Source organism: Corynebacterium nasicanis (assembly GCF_042658165.1).
GTDB classification, from domain to species: Bacteria; Actinomycetota; Actinomycetes; order Mycobacteriales; family Mycobacteriaceae; genus Corynebacterium; species Corynebacterium nasicanis.
The window spans coordinates 723,752-741,279 of record NZ_JBHSQE010000009.1 but is presented as its reverse complement, the minus strand read 5'-3'; the positions used below and the strand labels follow the sequence as shown (position 1 = coordinate 741,279).

Genomic DNA, 17,528 nt, shown 5'->3' with positions numbered 1-17,528 from the left:
AGACATACTTTTTGCCGGTGTACTGTCCTTAGCCTAGAGAAGTACACCACTGTGTGACCAACGAAGGATGGACCGTGACAGTTCCCGAAAACACCGTGCAGGCGCTGAACAAGGCCATGATGGAGGCTGTCGAGTTCGTGCACGCCGAAGGATGGGACGCCGCCCCGACCCTCTTCGCACTGGTGCCGACCCGGCTGCTGGCCGACCAGCTGGCGGACCCCGATGACGCCGCTCCCCTCACTCTCGTCGTGCAGGACCTGCCCGAGCACATCCTCCCGGGTTCCGATGAGCTGGGCGATTACCTCGCCCGCCTGGCCTGGCCCGCGGAGGTCGAGGGTGTCGTGCTGGCGCAGGAGATCATGTTCCGGGAGGCCTCGCTTGACGACGCCCCCGCCCGCCCCGCCCGCCTCTACTCCGGCGTCCTGCGCCCGGAGGGGGTCGAGCTCACCCTGCTGCAGCTGCGCCCCACCGAGGAGGAGCTGGCGGAGCGCGGTGCCTTCGCCGAGGATGACATTCAGCTGCGCGGCGGACCGGAGGTGGCCCCCGGGGTGCTGTCCGCGCTGCGTTTCGGCCTCGAGCAGGACCTCGGGGACGTCGACTAGACTGGCCCGGAACGTCTCAACCCTAGGAGTCTGAGCCCCGTGCGATTCCCCCGCGTCACCGCCGCCTCGTGCGCTGTTCTGTTCTGCGCCGGTCTGGTGGCGTGCGGCACGGAGGAACCGCCGGCTCCCCCGGCCGAGACCACGACCGCGACCGCGACCACCACCCCCACCACCACCCCGACCACCCCGCCGTCGACAAGCCGCGCGCCACAGACAACGGAGGCCACGAGCACGACGGGGACCACGGTGTCGTCGACAAGCAAGCGGGGCGTGCCCGACGACGTGGCGAAGGTGGAGAAGATCTTCGGCTCGGTCGCGCCCGCGTCCCTGTTCCGCCAGTTCGAGTCGTGCAATGACAGCGGGATCAATGATTCCTGGGAGTGCTCGGGCCCGGAGGTGGGTCAGTTCCAGTTCTTCCGGTCGATGTCGAAGGCGGCCTCGACGACGCAACTCATCACGGAGCTGCGCAGCTCGCGTGTCGTCGAGGACACCGGCCGCACGGTCGTGGGGTGGTCGACGTTGGGGACCACGGCGGTGATCACGGTCGTCGATAATGAGGAGGGCCTGGTCATGCAGCAGATGGTCTCCTCCGACCGCGTCGACCCGGAGGAGCGGATCTACGATCTCGGCCTCGTCGAACGCCCCTCCGCGGAGCCGGAGGAGACCGCCGAGGCGGAAGCTTAACCGCAGGTCACGACATCGCGTCCGGCCCCGAAATCCTTCATCGCGGTGATCGCGTCATCGAGCGTGTCCACCTGCGCGACGACGATGTCCCCGCGCTTGCCCTGCAACGCCTCCGCGCAGTTGGCGGTGGGCGCGAGGAAGAGTTCGACGCCGTCGTCGGCCGCCGCGCGCACCTTGTGCTCGATGCCGCCGATGGAACCGACGGTGCCGTCCTCGGCGATCGTGCCGGTGCCGGCCACGCGGCGACCGGCGTTGAGCTCGCCCGGGGAGAGCTTGTCGATCACCGCCAGCGAGAAGATCATGCCCGCACTCGGCCCTCCGATGTCCTGCAGGTTGTAGGACACCTCGACGCCGTCGACGGGCTGCGAATCCATGTACACGCCGAGCATCGCCACCGACTCGTCCTGCGGGTTGGCGCCCAGGGCGATCTTCTCCTCGCGCTCCTCGCCGCCGCGGCGCAGCGAGACGGTGACCTCGTCCCCGGGTGATTTCGCACGCACCAGTTCCTGCACCTGACCCGGCTTATCGACGCCCCGTCCGTCCACCGCCGTAATCACGTCACCGCTGTCCAGGTGGCCGGTCGCCGCCGAATCCTCGATGACCTCGGCCACGACGATCTCCACCGGCCGGCCCAGCCAGTTCATCGCGGCGACGGTGGCCGCCGCCTCGGAGGAGGAGAAGGCCGCCTTGTTCGCCTGTTCCACCTGCTCGGGGCTGAGATCCGGGGGGAAGACCTGCTCGATGGGCACGAGGGTGTCCTCGGTGGTGAGCCAGCGGCTCAGGGCCTGCGCCAGGGTCATGCCGGAGCGCACGGACACCGTGGTCATGCGCAGTTCACCGGCGGTGCCGTCCGCCGGCGCGCCGCTGATCTCGACGACCGGGGTGCCGTCGACCTCCCCGAGGGTGTCGAACATCGGCCCCGGCCCCTCCGCCGCATAGGGCACGGTGAGGGAGATGTCGGTGCCGGGGATGTGGTCCATCGACACCAGGGCGGTGAGCGCCAGCACCGGCACGGCACCCCAGACGAGGGTGCGCAGTCGGCGGGAGGCGGGGGTGGCGGAATCGTTCACGGAGAATCAGGGTACCTGTGTTCGCTGTCAGCGTTGCCCACATCGTGGCCTCCGGTTGCCGCACGCCGGTAGATTGGGGGCCATGAACACAGGTGGATTCGGCTTCTCTTTCGGACCAGGCGACGACGACGATGACAAGTCGCGGCGCGACCAGAATCCCTTCGGCCCCTTCGGTTTCGGCGGGGCGGACGGATCCGGCGGGCTGGGCGACATGCTCAACCAGTTCGGCCAGATGCTCTCCGGCATGGGTTCCTCCATGAACTCGCCCGAGGGGCAGGGCCCCGTCAACTACGCCCTGGCGGAACGCATCGCGCGGCAGCAGATCGGCCAGACCACCGCCGTCAGCGAGCAGGAACGCGCCGCCGTCGAGGAGGCCGCCCGCCTCGCCGAGCTGTGGCTCGACGACACCACGCAGATGCCCACCGCGGGCGGCCGGGTCGTGGCGTGGAACGCCGAGGACTGGCTGACGCAGACCCTGCCGATGTGGAAGCGGCTGGTCAGCCCCGTGGCCACCCACATGAGTGAGGCCCAGCTGGCGTCCCTGCCGGAGGAGGCCCGGGAGATGGTCGGCCCGATGCTGCAGATGATGAACCAGATGTCCGGCATGAACTTCGGCATGCAGCTGGGCAACGCGCTGGGGGATCTGGCCAAGCAGGCGCTCACCGGCTCCGACTTCGGCCTGCCCGTCGCCCCGACCGACGTCACGGCGCTGCTGCCGGCGAACATCACTGCCGCGGGCCGCGAGCTCACCGTGCCCGCCCAGGAGCTCATGGTCTACATCGCCGCCCGCGAATCGGCCCGCCAGCGCCTCTACCGGCACGTCCCGTGGCTGGTGGAGCGCCTCGTCTCCTCCGTCGAGGAGTACGCCGCCGGGCTGGTCATCGACACCTCCCACATCGAGGAGGCCACCCGCGAGCTCAACCTCGAGTCCGGGGATCCCGCCGCCATCCAGGACGCGATGCAGCGCCTGCAGGGCATGGACCTCTCCCCGCGGATCTCCTCCCGCAACGCCCAGGCCGTCTCCCGCCTGGAGACCCTGCTGGCGCTCGTCGAAGGCTGGGTCGAGTACGTCGTCGACCAGGCGATGAGCGAGCGGATCCCCTCGACCAAGACGATGACCGAGGCGTGGCGTCGCCGCCGCGCGACCGGCGGTTCCGCCGAGCAGGCCTTCGCCAAGATCGTCGGCATCGAGTTCGCCGCCCCCAAGGTCGCCGAGGCCGTGGAGCTGTGGCGCCGCGTCGACGTCGCCGTGGGCCAGGAGCGCCGCGACGGCATCTGGGAGCACCCCGACCTCATGCCCTCTGCCGAGCAGCTGGACAACTCCGCCGACTTCATTGACGGGCTCCTCGGCGAGGGTGAGTCCGATGAGTTCGACCGCGAATTTGCCAAGCTCGAGGAGATGCTGCGCGAGCAGGACGAGAACCCGGGCGAGGAAAACCCGGGCAAGCAGGACTAGTGGGGTTCCCCCCGGAGGAACGCGACCTGCTGTTGGCGGTGCGATTCCTCGGCCCGACGGTGCTCACCCGTCTGGAACAGCTCGGCTACACCAGCCTGCAGGACCTCGCCACCGCCGATGTCGAGGAGATTCTCGACGGCGGCGCGGCCGCCACCGGATCGACGTGTTGGCGGAACTCGCCGCAGGCCCGGAAGGCCATCGAAGGGGCCGTGGAGGCGGCGCGCGGGCACGTTCACCCGAATCGCTGATAGGCCTCCAGGTAGCCCTTGGCCCGCTCGGCCTGCGGGGCCCGGTCGGCCCACGCCCAGAACTCGGGCCCGTGCCCGGGAATGAAAGTGTGCACCAGCTCGTGGAGGAGGACGGCGTCGAGGACGTAGTCGGGGACCCTCCGTAGGCGGTCGCTGATGCGGATCGCCCCCGTCGACGGCGTGCAGGAACCCCACCGGGTGTTCTGGTTGGACACCCACCTGATTGACCCGATCTGCGCCTGCCCCTCGAGGTGGCGGGCGTTGAGTCCCTCCGCCCGGGCCTGCAGGTCCTCATCCGAGGTGGCCGAGGAGGCGGTGCGGCGCCGGAGTTTGGCCAGGATGTCGGCCACCGCCTTCTCCTCCTCCGCGGCGCTCATGCGGGCGGGGATGCGGACCTCGACGGTGTCGCCCACCAGCCGCGCCTGGACGGTACGCGTACGGCGGGCGGAGCGGATGACCTCAACGGTGGGCATGACACGGCATTGTATCTGTGGTCAGATATGCCCATGGGGGATGGGAAGAAGCTGCGGCTGGCGGACGGGGCCCACGTCTACCTGCGGGGCCGCGATGCGCTGCAGTTCGGGGTGGATGCGACGCGGGCCGGGGTCATCGAGACCTCGCAGGCGCCGCTCATCATGGCCACGCTCCTGGGCAGCCGCCGCCCACGCACCCGCCCGGACCTGGTGGCCGGGTTGACCGGGGCCGGCCTGCACCGCGCGGCCGCCGACAGCCTCCTCGATGATCTGCTGGCCTACCGCATCCTCATCCCGCACGCGGGGGCGTCGGTGATCCTGCTGGGCCGCGGGCGGCTGGCGCAGCTGCTCACGGAGCTGCTCACCAGCGCCGGGGTGAGCGTGCGCTCCCCCATCCGGGGCGAATCCGAGTACGCCTACCTCGCGGCCACCGAGATCACGGTCCCGGTCGTCGTCGTGGACCGCCTGGCGCATTCCCGTTCCATGGCCCCCATGCTCACGCGTTTCGCGCCGACGTCGGTGCCGGTGTCGCTGGTCGATCATCGGGGGGTCATCGGGCCGCTGCGTATCGACGCGCACGGGCCCTGCCCCCTGTGCCACGACCTGCACCGCACCGACCGGGACGCGCTGTGGCACCGCGTGGTCACCCAGTTGCCCGGCGGCCCGGCGCGGCCCGCCCCCGCCGCCCTCGGCATGGTGGCGGGACAGGCCACGGCGCTCGTCTCGGCCCTGGCCGGGGTGCCCGCCCCACCGGGCGTCCTACCCCTGGCACCGACGCCGGGCGAGATCCTCGTCACCGACCCGTGGGCGGAGTCCACCCGCGAGGTGCTGGGCACCCACCCCCGGTGCCCGGTGTGTTTCAGCCTCACTTACCGGAATGCGGCGATGACGGCGAGCAACTGCGCACCGTAACGCTCGACCTTGACGGGGCCGACCCCGGGGACGTCGAGAAGCTCGGTGCGGCTGCCGGGCAGCGCCTCGGCGAGCGCCATGAGCGTGGCGTCGGAGAAGACGATATACGCGGGGACGCCGGCCTCGCGGGAGACCTCGGCGCGCCAGGCGCGCAGGGTCTCGAAGACCTCCTCGTCCGCCCCGGAGGGGCAGCCCTCGTGGCGTCCGAGCACCTTCTCCCCCGGCGTGCCCAGCGGGCCACCGCACACGCGGCAGCGCTTGGGGCGCACGGTGCGGGCGGGGACCTCCTCGATCTCCAGGGCGGGCACCACCCCGTCGAGGAAGCGGGAGCGGGTGCGCGACTGCCGCCCGCCCTCCTGCCGGGCCAGCGCCCAGGACAGGTGCAGGTGCTCACGCGCGCGGGTGATGCCGACGTAGAAGAGGCGGCGTTCCTCCTCCACCTGATGCGCCCCGGCCTTGATGGCGTGGGAGATGGGCAGGGTGTTCTCCACCAGACCGACGAGGAACACGGCATCCCACTCCAGGCCCTTCGCGGCGTGGAGGCTGGCCAGGGTCACGCCCTCCACGGTGGGCGGATGCTTGGATTCGGCACGCTGCCGCAGAGCCTGGAGCACCCCGGTGAGGGATAGATCCGGCTGCGCGCGGACGAGTTCCTCCACGAGATCGACCAGCGCCACGAGCGACTGCCAGCGCTCCCGGGCCTGCGCGCCCTCCGGCTCGGTGGGGGTCAGGCCGAGCGGGGCGAGGGCCGCGCGGGTGACCGCGACGGGGTCGTCGGGAAGATCGGTGCGCTGCGCCACGCGGACGAGCTCGGAGACCGCCTGGCGGATCTCGGCGCGGTTGAAGAAGCCCTCCCCGCCGCGGACCTGGTAGAGAATGCCGGCGTCGGCCAGCGCCTGCTCGAAGACCTGGGACTGGGCGTTGATGCGGTAGAGCACCGCGATCTCACTCGCCGGCACCCCGCGATTGAGCAGGCTGAGGATCTGCCCGGCGACCTCCCGGGCCTCGGTCGGTTCGTCATCGTAGGAGTGGAAGGTCGGCTCGGGGCCGTCGGGGCGCATGCCCTGCAGCTGGAGGCGGGTGCCGGCGACCCGCCCGGTCGCCTGCCCGATGACCGTGTTCGCCAGGTCGGTGATCTGCGGGGTGGAGCGGTAGTCGCGCTGCAGCTTGACCAGGGTCGCGTTCTCGTAGGTCCGCGGGAAATCGAGGAGGAAGCTGGGGGTGGCGCCGGTGAAGGAGTAGATGGTCTGGTTGGCGTCGCCGACGACGGTGAGGTCGTCCCGGTCCCCCAGCCAGGCCTGCAGCACTCGCTGCTGCAGGGGGGTGACGTCCTGGTACTCGTCGACGACGAAGGTGCGGTACTGCTCCCGAAACTCCTCCGCCACGCCCGGCGCGTTTTCCAGCGCGGCGGCGACGTGGAGGAGGAGGTCGTCGAAGTCGAGGAGCATGCCCTCCTCGGTCGTCTTGGCAGATTCGTAACGCCGGTAGACCTCCGCCACCGTCGCAGCGGGCACCGGCGGGGTGCGGTCCGTGCCGATGATCCGCTCGGCGTACTGGTCCGGGGTGATGAGGCTGGCCTTCGCCCACTCGATCTCCCCGAGGAGGTCACGCACGTTTTCCGTCGTGGACTCCACGCCCACCCCGCGGGCGGCGCGGCCCACCAGGGGAAACTTGTTGTCCAGCAGGCGCCACGGCAGGGATCCGGCGACCTGCGGCCAGAAGTAGGAGAGCTGGCGCCGCGCCGCCGCATGGAAGGTCCGCGCCTGCACCCCGCCGATACCCATGAGGTGCAGACGGTGGCGCATCTCGCCTGCCGCACGCGAGGTGAAGGTGACGGCCAGCACCCGGTTGGGGCTGACGAAACCCTGGTTGATCAGGTGCGCGATGCGGTACGTGATGGTGCGGGTCTTACCCGTGCCCGCGCCGGCCAGGATGCACACCGGCCCGCGGGGCGCGGTGGCCGCGACCCGCTGATCCTCATCCAGATCGGAGAGGTCGAGAATGGGGCGGTTCATGCGTTCCTCCTGTCGGCCATCCACTGGGTGATCATCGCATGCGCGATGGAACCGGGGCGGGGCAGGGGCAGGTCCGGCAGTTCGCGGCGCGAGACCCAGCGGGTCTCCAGCAGCTCACCGTCGGTCTCCCCCACGGGGTGCTCATCGGCGGTCTCGGAGGTGAAGCCCACCATGAGCGAGCCGCTCACGCCCCACGGCTGCGAACCCCAGTAGCGCACGTCGCTCACCCGCCGCCCCGTCTCCTCGCGGACCTCCCGGCCGAAGGCCTCCTCCAGGCTCTCCCCGTGCTCGACGTACCCGGCGATGAGCGAGTAGTAGCTGCCGCGCCGGGCGTTGCGGCCGAGCAGGATGCGCTCCTCGCCGCGCAGCTGCACCAGGCCGATGACGGCCGGGTCAACGCGCGGGAAGATGCGGCGGCCCTCCCCGCCGACCGCCACGACGCCGTCCGCCTCGAAACTCAGCGGGGTGCCGTCGACGGGGTCAAAGAGCAAATTCTCCCGATGCCGCAGCAGGGCCACCGCCCGGGAGATCACCCGGTCCCCGCCGAAGGTGCGCGGGTCCGCCACCGCTCCCCCGGCGGGCACCACAGACTCCAGGACCTCGCGGCTCACCCGCGCCGCCGACTCGGTGGCGGTGACGGGGATGATGAGGGAGGAGACGGGGGGCGTCGCTAAGCGGAGGACGGTGCCGTGGGCGTCTACCGCCAGCTCACCCGCGGGACCGATCGGCAGGAACATGCTTCCCGTCCTCCCCGGTGACATGGCGGATGAACAGCAGTCGATCGCCCGGCTCAACGGTCTCCGCCTCGGGCGAATCGATGCGGTAGAGCTCGCCGGAGCGGACCAGGCCGAGCGCGATGTCTGCCAGGTGCCGCGGGTTCGCCCCGACCTCGTCCTCGGCGATCGGGCGTTCGGCGACGGAGAAACCCTCGTCCGGGCTGAGGAGATCCTCCATCATCTCCACGACCGAGGGCGTGACGGTGGCCAGGCCGAGCATGCGGCCGGCGGTCTCCGAGGAGATGACGACCGAATCGGCCCCCGACTGCTCCAGGAGGTGCTGATTCTCGGATTCCCGGACACTGGCCACGATCATCGCCGAGGGCGCGATCTCGCGGACGGACAGGGTGACCAGCACGGCGGTGTCGTCGACACTGGGGGCCACCACGACGGCGCGGGCGCGGGTGACACCGGCGATCTTGAGCACATCCGCCTTCGTACCCGAGCCGTAGACGGTGACCAGCCCCTGATTCTCGGCGCGGGCCAGCGCCTGCTTGTCCGTGTCGATGACCACGATCTGGTTGGGGGCGGCACCGTCGGCGAGCAGCGCGGCGACCGCCGAGCGTCCCTTCGTGCCGTAACCGATGACGATGGTGTGATTGCGCACGGACTTCCTCCAACGCTGGATCTGCAGGGTCTTGCGGGAATTCTCGGTGAGCACCGACAGAGTCGTGCCGACGAGCAAAATAACGAAGGCGATACGGATCGGGGTGATGACCACGATGTTGACCAGGCGCGCCGACTGCGTCACCGGGGTGATGTCGCCGTAGCCCGTCGTCGACAACGACACCGCCGAGTAGTAGAACGCGTCGATGAACGTCAGGTCCTCCGTGTACCCGTCCTTGTCCAGGTAGACGATGAACGCCACGAGGAAGAGCAGCGCGAAGGCGTAGAGCACGCGGCGCCCGATGAGCGCCCACGGGCTCGCCTCCACGGAGCCGGGGATGTTGATGATCCCGAGCAGCGCGTGATCCGGCAGCTTGCTCAGCTCCGTGTCACCCCGGAACCTCTCGCGGATGCGGTTGCGCATGCCCGGTCTCCTTCCTGTCGTGGACCTGACTTTACTGCTTATCGACGACCGCGTCCGCCAGCAGTCCCTCCAGCTCCTCTCGCCCGGGCAGGTCGTGCGGTTCGAGGGTCTCCCCCCAGCCGACGTAGTGGAACGCGGCCCGCACCGACACCGCGTCGTCGCCGAGAATCCGGCGCCAGGCCTCCCGGTACACAGCCAGCTGGATGATGGCGGCCCGGCGGTCCGCACCCTTCGGCGGGCGACCGGTCTTCCAGTCGACGATGAGCCACCCGGTTGGGTCCTGGGGATCGCGGAAGATGGCGTCCATACGGCCGCGCACCACCGACTCCCCGATGGTCACCTCGAAGGGTTCCTCCACGTGCTCCGGGGTGCGCTCCGCCCACTCGCTGGCCAGGAAAGACTCCTTGAGGCGCGCGAGCTGATCGGCGTCGACCGGGGGCTCGTCCAGGCCGGGCAGCTGATCCTCGTCGAGCAGCGAGCTGGCCCCGAAACGCTCCTCCAGCCACTCGTGGAAGGCGGTGCCCCGCTTGGCGTACTGGTTCGGCTTGAAGGGCACGGGGCGGCGCTGGCGACGCGCGAACTGCAGCGCATCGGCCCGCAGGTTGACCAGGTCCGTGGCCGTGAGCTCGCCCGGCAGCTCCACCTCGACGACCGGGGCCTGCGCCGCCCGGTGTTCCTCGATGAGGGCCGTGGTCTCCGCCTCCCAGAAGTCGAAGGTCTCGCCCGCGGCCTGCGCCGGCAGCTCGGCCATGGCCTGGCGCACCAGCTCCGCCCCGGCCAGAGCCGCCGGCTGCGGATGCAGCTGCGGGAAGGTGCCGGTCTCCGGTTCGGGGGCCGGAATGTCGGTGTCTGCTTCTGTGACCGCCCACTCGACTACGGCTTGAGGCGCGTAGCGGCGCAGGACCTCGAGGTGCTCATAGGGGCCCGGGCTCTTGCCCGAGGGGGAGGCCGTCACGGTAAGCACCCGCTCCGCGCGGGTGACACCCACGTAGAAGAGGCGGGCGTTCTCCTGAGCCAGGTCGCCCTTCTTCTCGCTCTTGTAGCCCTCGTAGATCTTGGCGAACTGCGAACGGTTCTCGGCCTCCGAGGTGTCCACCTCGGCGTCCGGAATGCGCGGCGACTGGGTGAGGAAAGTCTCTGTCTTCCCCATGTAGGTCTGCTTATCGGCATGGAGGACGCTGACGACATCCCACTCCAGCCCCTTGGCCTTGTGGACCGTCATGATCTGGACCCGCTCATCCTTGACGGTGGCGTCACCCGGTGCCAACCCGTCCTCGTGCTCGCGGGCCAGATCGAAGTAGTCGAGCAGGGCGCCAAGACTGTCGCCCGGATAGGAGGAGACCATGTCAAGGAAGGCATCGAGGTTGACCGCCCCGACGACGCCCGGCCGGGCGAGCACCTCGGTGCGCACGCCGAAGACGTCGATGATGTCGGCAAAGAGATCCGGCAGGGCCTTGCTCAGGCTGTGGGTGCGCAGATGTCGCAGGAGGGAACTGAACCTCTGGAGACGCCGGACCCCCTCCTCCGAATAGCGGGAGAGTTCGCCCAGGTCGGCCACTGCGTCGGTGAGACCTGCCACCTGCTCCGGCGGGTCAGCGACCACACTCTCCAGCTGGGCACGCAGCCGCTCCTCGGGCGCGAGGCCCGGGTCGACGTCCCGGCGCTCCGCCGATGCTCCGCTGGCGCTGAGATTGCGGGCCCGCTGACGCAGAGCCACCAGATCCGCCAGACCGAGCCCCACGGCGGGCCCGGTGAGTAGACGCAGAGCAGCCGTGGAGTCCTGGGGGCGGATGAGCATGGTCGCCACCGCGACGATGTCCGCGATCTCCGGGAGGGAGAGCAGGCCGCCGAGGCCGAAAATCTCATAGGGGATGCCGCGGACGTCGAGCGCGTGGGCGATGTCGGCGGTGTGCTTGTTCTTGCGCACCAGGACCGCCCCGGTGAAGGCGGCCTTCCGTAGGGCGCGGGCGCGCTCCGCGTCATCGCCCAGCTGCAGCGCCTCTGCCTTGGCCTGCTGCTTCTCCCGGAACTCCGCCGCCAATCGATCAGCGACGAAGGTGATCTCCTCCGCGGCGGTGGCGAAGTAGCCGAGGGCCACCTCTCCCGCGGGCGCTCCGGGGCGCGGTTCCAGGGCCTCGACGGCGCGGTCCCGTCCGGTGCCCAGCAGCTCAGCGGAGACGGCGTTGGCCAGATCGAGGATCTCCGGCGGGTTACGCCACGAGGTGGTCAGCTGCTTCTTCGGGGCTGGGGAGCCGCCGACCGGAAAATCATTGACGAACTCGCGCAGGTTCTCCGCGGTGGCCCCGCGCCACCCGTAGATCGCCTGCATGGGGTCGCCCACCGCGGTGACGGTGAGCCCGGCATCCTCTCCGTCCTGACCGCCGAAGAGACTGGAGAGAAGGACGCGCTGCGAATGGGAGGTGTCCTGATACTCGTCGAGCATGACCACCCGGTAGCGGCGTCGCTGGGACTCCCCCACCATGGGGTTCGTCGCCGCCAGGCGCGCGGCAACGGACATCTGCTCGTTGAAGGTGGTCACCCCGAGGGAGGCGAGCTCCGCGCGGAGCTCCCGGATGAGGGGGAAGTGGTCGAGCCTCTCCCGTTGGGCCTTGAGCCACTTCTTCTGCTCGACGGTGAAGTAGTCGGGGGCCTTCTTGCCGTAGGGGGGCAGGGATTCCAGCTCCCGGATGAAGGCGAGGGTCTCCTCGACGACGTCCTCTTCCCGGGCGACAGCATTGCCCATTTCGGTGATGAGTCCGAGGATGCGCTCGGTAACCGTGTCCACCCGGCCCGTCGCCGAGTGCCGCCCGCGATAGTCGGTGACCACCCGGTGGGCGATGCCGTGGAGTTCGGCGGCGGTGATCATCCGTCCAGCGGGTTCGACGGGGACGAGCAGCCCGTACTCCCGGACCAACTGGGCCGCGTAAGCGTCGTAGGTGGATACGGTGGGGGCCAGATTGAGCAGGTCGTCGGCGAGCTGGCCGGTGGGGTCAAGCTCCCGGATCTTCGGGATGCCGGCGAGCACCTCCAGGCGACGTCGGATTCGGGCACCGAGTTCCTGGGCTGCCTTCCGGGTGAAGGTGAGGCCGAGGATCTGCTCGGGCGTGACGTAGCCGTTGGCCACCAGCCACACGACCCGGGCCGCCATCGTCTCGGTCTTGCCGGCGCCTGCGCCGGCGACGACGAGGAGAGGCCCGGGTGGGGCTCCGATGATCTCGGACTGCTGCGGGGTGGGCCGGTGCTCCTGGCCGAGCCAGGCGGAGAGCAGCTCCGGGGACACCTTCGGGGCGGGGATCTCAGGCATCGATGCTCAGCTTTCCTTCGGTCTGGATGGGGCAGATGGCGCGGACGGGGCAACGGTCGCACGTGTCATTTGCACGGGCGGTGAGTTCGGGGCCGGTGAGTTCCGCCAGGAGCGGAGGCAACAGCGCGGCGAAGTCTGCAAGCTCCTCGGCGCTCGCCGCCGCCTGTTGACGGGTGGTGATGCCGGAGGAGTCGGTGCCCGGAAAGACGAGCACGCCCTCGGCGACGTCCAGGGTGGGGTGGCCCGGAGGCGGATCAACGACGGCTCCATCGACCAGTGCCCCGCGGTTGAGCGCCAGCTGGTAGGCCTTGAGCTGCGCGTGGTCGGCGACCTGCTTCCCCGAGGGGGCGGTGCGGCCGGTCTTGAGGTCGACGATGGTGTGACGCCCGGCCTCATCGACGTTGAGCAGGTCCATGCGGCCTGCAATACGCACTCCCGGCGCGACGGCCACGTCGAGAGGGATCTCCACCCCGACGAGGGTGTGGTTGACCTGGGAGTTCTCGTACCACGTCCGGGTACGCGCCAGCAGGCGCGCGAAGTCCTCCTGCGCGGCTCCCTCCCTCCAGACGGGATCGTCCTGGATCTCCGCGAATGCCTCCTCCGTCAGCTGGGCCGCCAGGACGGGGTCGACTCCCCGTCCGAGGGCCTCGAGGAAATAGTGGGCCAGGTTGCCGCGGGTGAGCGCGACGGGTGAGTCTTCTTCGTCGTAGAGCTTGCCCACCACCTCCCGCAGCGGGCAGGTGAGCAGCCCCTCGATGCGCGAGGGCGACAGCGAGGTCACCGCGGCCAGGGGCGCGGAGGTGGAGGGGGTCGTCGTGGTCCACCATTCCTCCGGATCCGCGCCCGGAACCCCGGCCTCCGCGAGGCGTGCCAGCTGGCGGGCGGCCTGCCCCCGCTCATCGGCCCGGGCGGACACATCGCAGACGACGCGGCGCAGTTCGGCGAGCAGGCCCGGCACGGACAGCAGGCGCACGTGGAGCGGCTGGTACTCGGCCTTCTCATCGGCCGGGTCCGCAGCGTAACGCTGCGCCGTGATGTCATGCGCCGTGCAGAACTCCTCGATGAAGCGGGAGGGTTCGGTGGGTTCGTCGGCGGCGGGCGCGTGCACCGCGGTGATGAGCAGTGATTCCGTCGCACGGGAGGTGGCCACGTGGAAGAGACGGCGTTCCTCGCGGAGCCGGTCGGCGGTGTGGGAGACGGGCAGGTCGGGGTCGATGCCGGAGTCGAGCAGCTCGACGAGCTCCTCCTGCCGGAAGAGGGAGCCGGTGGACCCCAGGGAGGGCCACGCCCCCTCCTGCGCCCCGGCCACGACGACGTGGCTCCACTGGGCGCCGACGGTGCCGTGGGCGGTGAGCAGTGTCACGGCTTCCGGGGTGGCGGCGCGGCGGTCGCGGACGCCGGTGGGCAGTTCCTGCTCCGCGATGTGGGTGAGGAAGCCACGCAGGGAGCCGGTGGGGCGGCGCTCGGCGTAGTCGCCGGCGGCGTCGAAAAGCGACATGAGGGCGTCGAGGTCCCGGTCGGCCTGGGAGCCGGTGGCCCCGCCGCGCAGGGAAGCTGCCAGGAGGTGGTCGGACAGGCCCGTCGCCGACCACACGGCCCACAGGACTTCCTCCACTCCCCCGCCGAGCGCCTGCCGCCCGGCGTCGAGCACCCCCCGGATGCGGCCGAGGATGGCCTGCTCCCGGTCGGTGAGCAGGGTGCCGAAGTCGGGCAGGGGCGCGTCGGGACGCAGCAGGGAGCGCAGGGTGTCCATGCCCCGGGTCGCCGGATCGAAGCGGCGCAGGCCGCGGATGAGGCGACGCAAGGTCACCGGATCGGCGCCGCCGACGGGGCCGAGCAGTAGCTCCTCCAGGTCGGCGGGGCCGAGTTCCTCGTTCAAGGCACGGATGCCGAGCAACAGGTTGGCCACGATGCGCTGCTCCGAGAGCACCACGTCCGTCGGGTTGAGGTGCACGGGCACCCCGGCGGCCAGCAGGGCGCGCCGCACGGGGGCCAGCTGGCCGGTGGAGCGGACGATGACGGCCATGTCCGAGTAGGCGACGTCGTCGAGCAGGTGCGCGCGGCGGAGGTGATCCGCGATGAGCGCGTGCTGCACGGAGGGGGAATCGACGATGATCACCTCCCGGGCGGGGCGGCGACGGGTGGCGGGCAGGCGGATCTCCCCGTCGACGGGCAGGGTGGTGAGGAACTCGGGGCTGGCGCCGCGGAAGCGGAAGATGGACTGCTCCGGGTCACCTCCCACCACGACGAGCCCGGTGCCCGGGATGAGACGGCGGATGAGTTCGGCGGAGGTGGGGTCGAGGTGCTGGGCGTCATCGACGACCAGGGTGTGCCAGATCGACTCCACGGGCTTCTCCAGCACCGCGCTGACCAGCTCCGATGCGGAGTAGCTGGTGTAGCTGGACGCCGCGGACAGGGCCATCGTCTGCTCGTACTCGCGGAGGAAATCACCGGCCGCGCTCCAGATCGGCAGCCCGTGGCGCTGCCCGAGCCGCTCCAGGTCCTCCGGGGACAGGCCGCGCTCGGCGGCGCGCAGAAGGAAGTCACGCAGCTGGCGGGCGAATCCGACGAAGGTGAGCGCCGGGCGGTGCTCCGTCGGCCATAGCCCTCGGCCCTCCTCGGCGTGCCCGGCGAGAAGCTCCCGGATGACGGCGTCCTGCTCGGCGCCGGTGATGAGGCGGACGGGGTCGGCGGAGTTCGCGCGCAGCAGGGCGAAGGCGAGGGAGTGGACGGAACGCACCAGCGGGGCCTGGGAGGCGAAGGTGGTGCCCGCCAAGCGGTCGGTGAGCTCCCGGCGCAGGAGCGCGCCGCTCTCCTTGGAGGAGGCGACGACGAGGATGCCGGTGGGGTCGACCCCGGCGTCGATACGCGCGAGGACCGTGTCGACGAGCAGGCTGGACACCCCGGAGCCGGCCGGGCCGGTCACGCGCCACAGCCCCGCTGTCGGCAACTCGACGGGCCACGTGCGTGCGGGCAGGCTCCGCGCCCGGGGGACCAGGCGGACGACGGGGGTCGGGGCAGGTGACGTCATGCCCTAGTTTGTATCAGGTACCCCCGACATGAGGAGATCCTCGACCCGCCGGATGTGCGCGCGTGCGTTCGAGTTCGAGTCCGGGTGCAGGTCGTTGACGTGGCGGCGGTAGCTCACGGCCCGCAGGAGCAGCTGATCCATGTCCGGCAGGTGGCGGAAGCGATCGATGATGCCGTCATCCACCGCGCCCGCGATGAGCCCGTCGACGATGACCAGCGCCGCCGTGTAGCCGGCCGGGCGCGGCACCGGGAAGGGCACCAGATCCGTGATCACCGGCGCCTGGGTCCCGTGGTAGAGCGTGGTGGCCAGGAGGTCGGCATGCCCGACCTGGAGGGGCCCGGTGAGGGGGCGGTACTCCGGGGCGTCCTCCTCCCAGGCCCGCTGGTCGGCCAGGACGAAGGGGTCGGCCCGCTCGGGTTCCGGAGGCGCCGGCAGCGGGGCCAGCGCCGTGGCCAGTCGCTGGGCCACGAGTACGGTCTCGTCGACCCGGCGCGCCAGGCTGCCGTCGATCCACGTGGAGGCCTTCCATCCGGCGACCACGAAGCGGCCGTCGGTGGAACGCACGGGGCGGGCCAGGCGGACGCCCTCCACCTGGAGGGTGCCGCGTAGCTTCGCCGACCAGCCGACCGCCACCCCGGAGGCCCGGGAGTAGACGTAGGGGCCGATCCGCCAGCCGTGGTCCCAACCGTGGCCTGCGGGTTCGGGCAGTCCGGGCGCACCCTGGAAGGCGTCGACCACGTGCGCGGGAACGGTCTCCTGGTACACGGCCATCTCCTAGAGCACCGCCGGCCGCGGGTAGGGCCACGGGTTGTACACGCAGGTCACCGGCTCATCCGGGTAGACCTCGTCGGAGTTGAGCGAGTGCAGCTCGGCGTTGGTGAGAGAGAGCGTCTGCTGCATCATCACCGGGGCGAGGGCGCCGTCGGCGCCGCAGGCCTCGTGGGCCGCGTACCCCAGCCCGTGGCCGACCTCGTGGTTGACCAGGTACTGGCGGTAGGAGCCCAGGTCGCCGTTGAAGGGGGCGGCACCGCGGACCCAGCGGGATTCGTTGAGGATGACGTGGCTGACGTCGTCGAGGCGGATGTGGCAGCTGGTCTCCAGCTCCAGTTCCTCGCCGCCGCAGATGTCACGGGTGGTGCCCACGCTGGTGAGGCGGATGCGCATGTCGGGGTTGTCCTCGGGCCCGACGTGCTCGAAGCGGTAGGCCTTGTCGTTGGTCCAGCCCTTGGGGTTGGACAGGGTCGCGTCGACCATGGCGGACAGGGCGTCGTCGCCGCCGACTCCGGCGGTGTCGACGCCGTTCTCCACCTCGACGACGAAGCGGACCACCGTCTCTGCTCCCTCACCGGCGGTCATGCCGGGGGTGCCCACCGTGCGGTAGGTGCCCTCCCCGCGTTCGGCGTAGGGGCCGCCGGGGGGCAGCTGGTTGACGGCCAGTTTCTGCTCGGGGTCGTCCGCGGGATCCGGGCCCGGGCGCCCCTCCGTCCCCGCGCCGTCCCGGGTCTCCGACGTCGCCGACACGGACGTTTCCGCCGCCTCCCGGGAACCGCCGGGCGAGGTGAAGACGTCGACCAGCACCCAGATGGTGATGACGAGGAGAATCGGGATGGCGTAGGCGCGCCAGCCCAGTTCACGGGCGTAGCGCGCGAGCGGCGAGGGGGCGGAACGGAAGGTCATGAGGGACGTGACGGGGACCTAGGCGCCCGCGAAACCGACGAAGCGCTGCGTGGTGGTGCCCAGCTCGACGTAGGCGATCTGACGGGCGCGGACGATGTAGCGCACGCCCTTGGCGTCGGTGAGCTGCAGCGTCGCGTGGTCGTTATCCAGGGCCTCGGCGACCCGCTGGGCCACGTCGTCCTGGCTCTCTTCCGTGGTGATGACGAGTTCACGGGGCGAATCTGCAAAACCGATCTTGATATCCATGGGG

General features: G+C 70.6%; 15 protein-coding genes. 5 read left to right on the top strand and 10 right to left on the bottom strand.

Features of this window, described 5'->3' with window-relative positions; all coding sequences use genetic code 11:
* The first annotated feature begins 116 nt into the window (after window positions 1-116).
* Complete coding sequence (locus ACFPUZ_RS12415) at window positions 117-602, top strand: PPA1309 family protein (RefSeq protein ID WP_377002278.1); 486 nt, start codon at window positions 117-119, stop codon at window positions 600-602.
* Window positions 603-632: 30 nt separating this feature from the next.
* The gene (locus ACFPUZ_RS12410; protein ID WP_377002277.1) at window positions 633-1,286 is read left to right on the top strand and encodes a hypothetical protein; all 654 of its coding nucleotides are present in this window, start codon (window positions 633-635) and stop codon (window positions 1,284-1,286) included.
* Here the strand turns inward: ACFPUZ_RS12410 and ACFPUZ_RS12405 are convergent.
* Window positions 1,283-2,356, bottom strand: a complete 1,074-nt coding sequence (locus ACFPUZ_RS12405) for a YlbL family protein (protein ID WP_377002210.1) — start codon at window positions 2,354-2,356, stop codon at window positions 1,283-1,285. The two genes, ACFPUZ_RS12410 and ACFPUZ_RS12405, sit on opposite strands and share 4 nt — an antisense overlap.
* Before the next feature lie 82 nt (window positions 2,357-2,438).
* Between ACFPUZ_RS12405 and ACFPUZ_RS12400 the strand changes: the two genes are divergently transcribed.
* Window positions 2,439-3,812: a zinc-dependent metalloprotease gene (locus tag ACFPUZ_RS12400; RefSeq protein WP_377002209.1), complete on the top strand. Its 1,374-nt coding sequence runs from the start codon at window positions 2,439-2,441 to the stop codon at window positions 3,810-3,812.
* Window positions 3,812-4,060, top strand: coding sequence for a helix-hairpin-helix domain-containing protein (locus tag ACFPUZ_RS12395; RefSeq protein ID WP_377002208.1), 249 nt, complete (start codon window positions 3,812-3,814; stop codon window positions 4,058-4,060). The genes ACFPUZ_RS12400 and ACFPUZ_RS12395 overlap by 1 nt, the downstream gene beginning before the upstream one ends.
* Here the strand turns inward: ACFPUZ_RS12395 and ACFPUZ_RS12390 are convergent.
* Window positions 4,045-4,533, bottom strand: a complete 489-nt coding sequence (locus ACFPUZ_RS12390) for a M48 metallopeptidase family protein (protein ID WP_377002207.1) — start codon at window positions 4,531-4,533, stop codon at window positions 4,045-4,047. The genes ACFPUZ_RS12395 and ACFPUZ_RS12390 overlap by 16 nt on opposite strands.
* Before the next feature lie 33 nt (window positions 4,534-4,566).
* Here ACFPUZ_RS12390 and ACFPUZ_RS12385 point away from each other — a divergent pair, with 33 nt between their 5' ends.
* Window positions 4,567-5,445: a hypothetical protein gene (locus tag ACFPUZ_RS12385; protein WP_377002206.1), complete on the top strand. Its 879-nt coding sequence runs from the start codon at window positions 4,567-4,569 to the stop codon at window positions 5,443-5,445.
* Here ACFPUZ_RS12385 and ACFPUZ_RS12380 read toward each other — a convergent pair.
* The 8 genes from ACFPUZ_RS12380 to ACFPUZ_RS12345 are packed head-to-tail and all read right to left on the bottom strand — an operon-like array spanning window position 5,403 to window position 17,524.
* The gene (locus ACFPUZ_RS12380; RefSeq protein WP_377002276.1) at window positions 5,403-7,448 is read right to left on the bottom strand and encodes an ATP-dependent DNA helicase UvrD2; all 2,046 of its coding nucleotides are present in this window, start codon (window positions 7,446-7,448) and stop codon (window positions 5,403-5,405) included. The genes ACFPUZ_RS12385 and ACFPUZ_RS12380 overlap by 43 nt on opposite strands.
* 8 nt (window positions 7,449-7,456) lie before the next feature.
* Window positions 7,457-8,197, bottom strand: coding sequence for an NAD(+) diphosphatase (locus tag ACFPUZ_RS12375; protein ID WP_377002205.1), 741 nt, complete (start codon window positions 8,195-8,197; stop codon window positions 7,457-7,459).
* Window positions 8,169-9,266 carry a potassium channel family protein gene (locus ACFPUZ_RS12370; protein ID WP_377002204.1) on the bottom strand — a complete coding sequence of 366 codons (1,098 nt, stop codon included), beginning with the start codon at window positions 9,264-9,266 and terminating at the stop codon, window positions 8,169-8,171. Before ACFPUZ_RS12370 ends, ACFPUZ_RS12375 begins: the two co-directional genes overlap by 29 nt.
* A gap of 31 nt (window positions 9,267-9,297) precedes the next feature.
* Window positions 9,298-12,570, bottom strand: coding sequence for an ATP-dependent helicase (locus tag ACFPUZ_RS12365; RefSeq protein WP_377002203.1), 3,273 nt, complete (start codon window positions 12,568-12,570; stop codon window positions 9,298-9,300).
* A complete protein-coding gene (locus tag ACFPUZ_RS12360) occupies window positions 12,563-15,601 on the bottom strand; it encodes a PD-(D/E)XK nuclease family protein (protein WP_377002202.1) in 3,039 nt (1,012 codons plus the stop codon). The genes ACFPUZ_RS12365 and ACFPUZ_RS12360 overlap by 8 nt, the downstream gene beginning before the upstream one ends.
* 3 nt (window positions 15,602-15,604) lie before the next feature.
* Window positions 15,605-16,372 (bottom strand): TIGR02569 family protein, encoded by a 768-nt coding sequence (locus ACFPUZ_RS12355; RefSeq protein WP_417291729.1) that lies wholly within the window; start codon window positions 16,370-16,372, stop codon window positions 15,605-15,607.
* A 3-nt stretch (window positions 16,373-16,375) separates the two neighbouring features.
* Window positions 16,376-17,278 carry a DUF3152 domain-containing protein gene (locus ACFPUZ_RS12350; RefSeq protein WP_377002200.1) on the bottom strand — a complete coding sequence of 301 codons (903 nt, stop codon included), beginning with the start codon at window positions 17,276-17,278 and terminating at the stop codon, window positions 16,376-16,378.
* Window positions 17,279-17,296: 18 nt separating this feature from the next.
* Window positions 17,297-17,524, bottom strand: coding sequence for a DUF3107 domain-containing protein (locus ACFPUZ_RS12345; RefSeq protein WP_377002199.1), 228 nt, complete (start codon window positions 17,522-17,524; stop codon window positions 17,297-17,299).
* Window positions 17,525-17,528: the final 4 nt, after the last annotated feature.

Excerpts from the sequence above, each read along its gene's own strand:
- ACFPUZ_RS12415 (WP_377002278.1), top strand. The coding sequence starts at position 117 with ATGATGGAGGCTGTCGAGTTCGTGCACGCCGAAGGATGGGACGCCGCC.
- ACFPUZ_RS12400 (WP_377002209.1), top strand. The coding sequence starts at position 2,439 with ATGAACACAGGTGGATTCGGCTTCTCTTTCGGACCAGGCGACGACGAC.
- ACFPUZ_RS12390 (WP_377002207.1), bottom strand. The coding sequence starts at position 4,533 with ATGCCCACCGTTGAGGTCATCCGCTCCGCCCGCCGTACGCGTACCGTC.
- ACFPUZ_RS12385 (WP_377002206.1), top strand. The coding sequence starts at position 4,567 with ATGGGGGATGGGAAGAAGCTGCGGCTGGCGGACGGGGCCCACGTCTAC.
- ACFPUZ_RS12375 (WP_377002205.1), bottom strand. The coding sequence starts at position 8,197 with ATGTTCCTGCCGATCGGTCCCGCGGGTGAGCTGGCGGTAGACGCCCAC.
- ACFPUZ_RS12370 (WP_377002204.1), bottom strand. The coding sequence starts at position 9,266 with ATGCGCAACCGCATCCGCGAGAGGTTCCGGGGTGACACGGAGCTGAGC.
- ACFPUZ_RS12365 (WP_377002203.1), bottom strand. The coding sequence starts at position 12,570 with ATGCCTGAGATCCCCGCCCCGAAGGTGTCCCCGGAGCTGCTCTCCGCC.
- ACFPUZ_RS12360 (WP_377002202.1), bottom strand. The coding sequence starts at position 15,601 with ATGACGTCACCTGCCCCGACCCCCGTCGTCCGCCTGGTCCCCCGGGCG.
- ACFPUZ_RS12355 (WP_417291729.1), bottom strand. The coding sequence starts at position 16,372 with ATGGCCGTGTACCAGGAGACCGTTCCCGCGCACGTGGTCGACGCCTTC.
- ACFPUZ_RS12350 (WP_377002200.1), bottom strand. The coding sequence starts at position 17,278 with ATGACCTTCCGTTCCGCCCCCTCGCCGCTCGCGCGCTACGCCCGTGAA.
- ACFPUZ_RS12345 (WP_377002199.1), bottom strand. The coding sequence starts at position 17,524 with ATGGATATCAAGATCGGTTTTGCAGATTCGCCCCGTGAACTCGTCATC.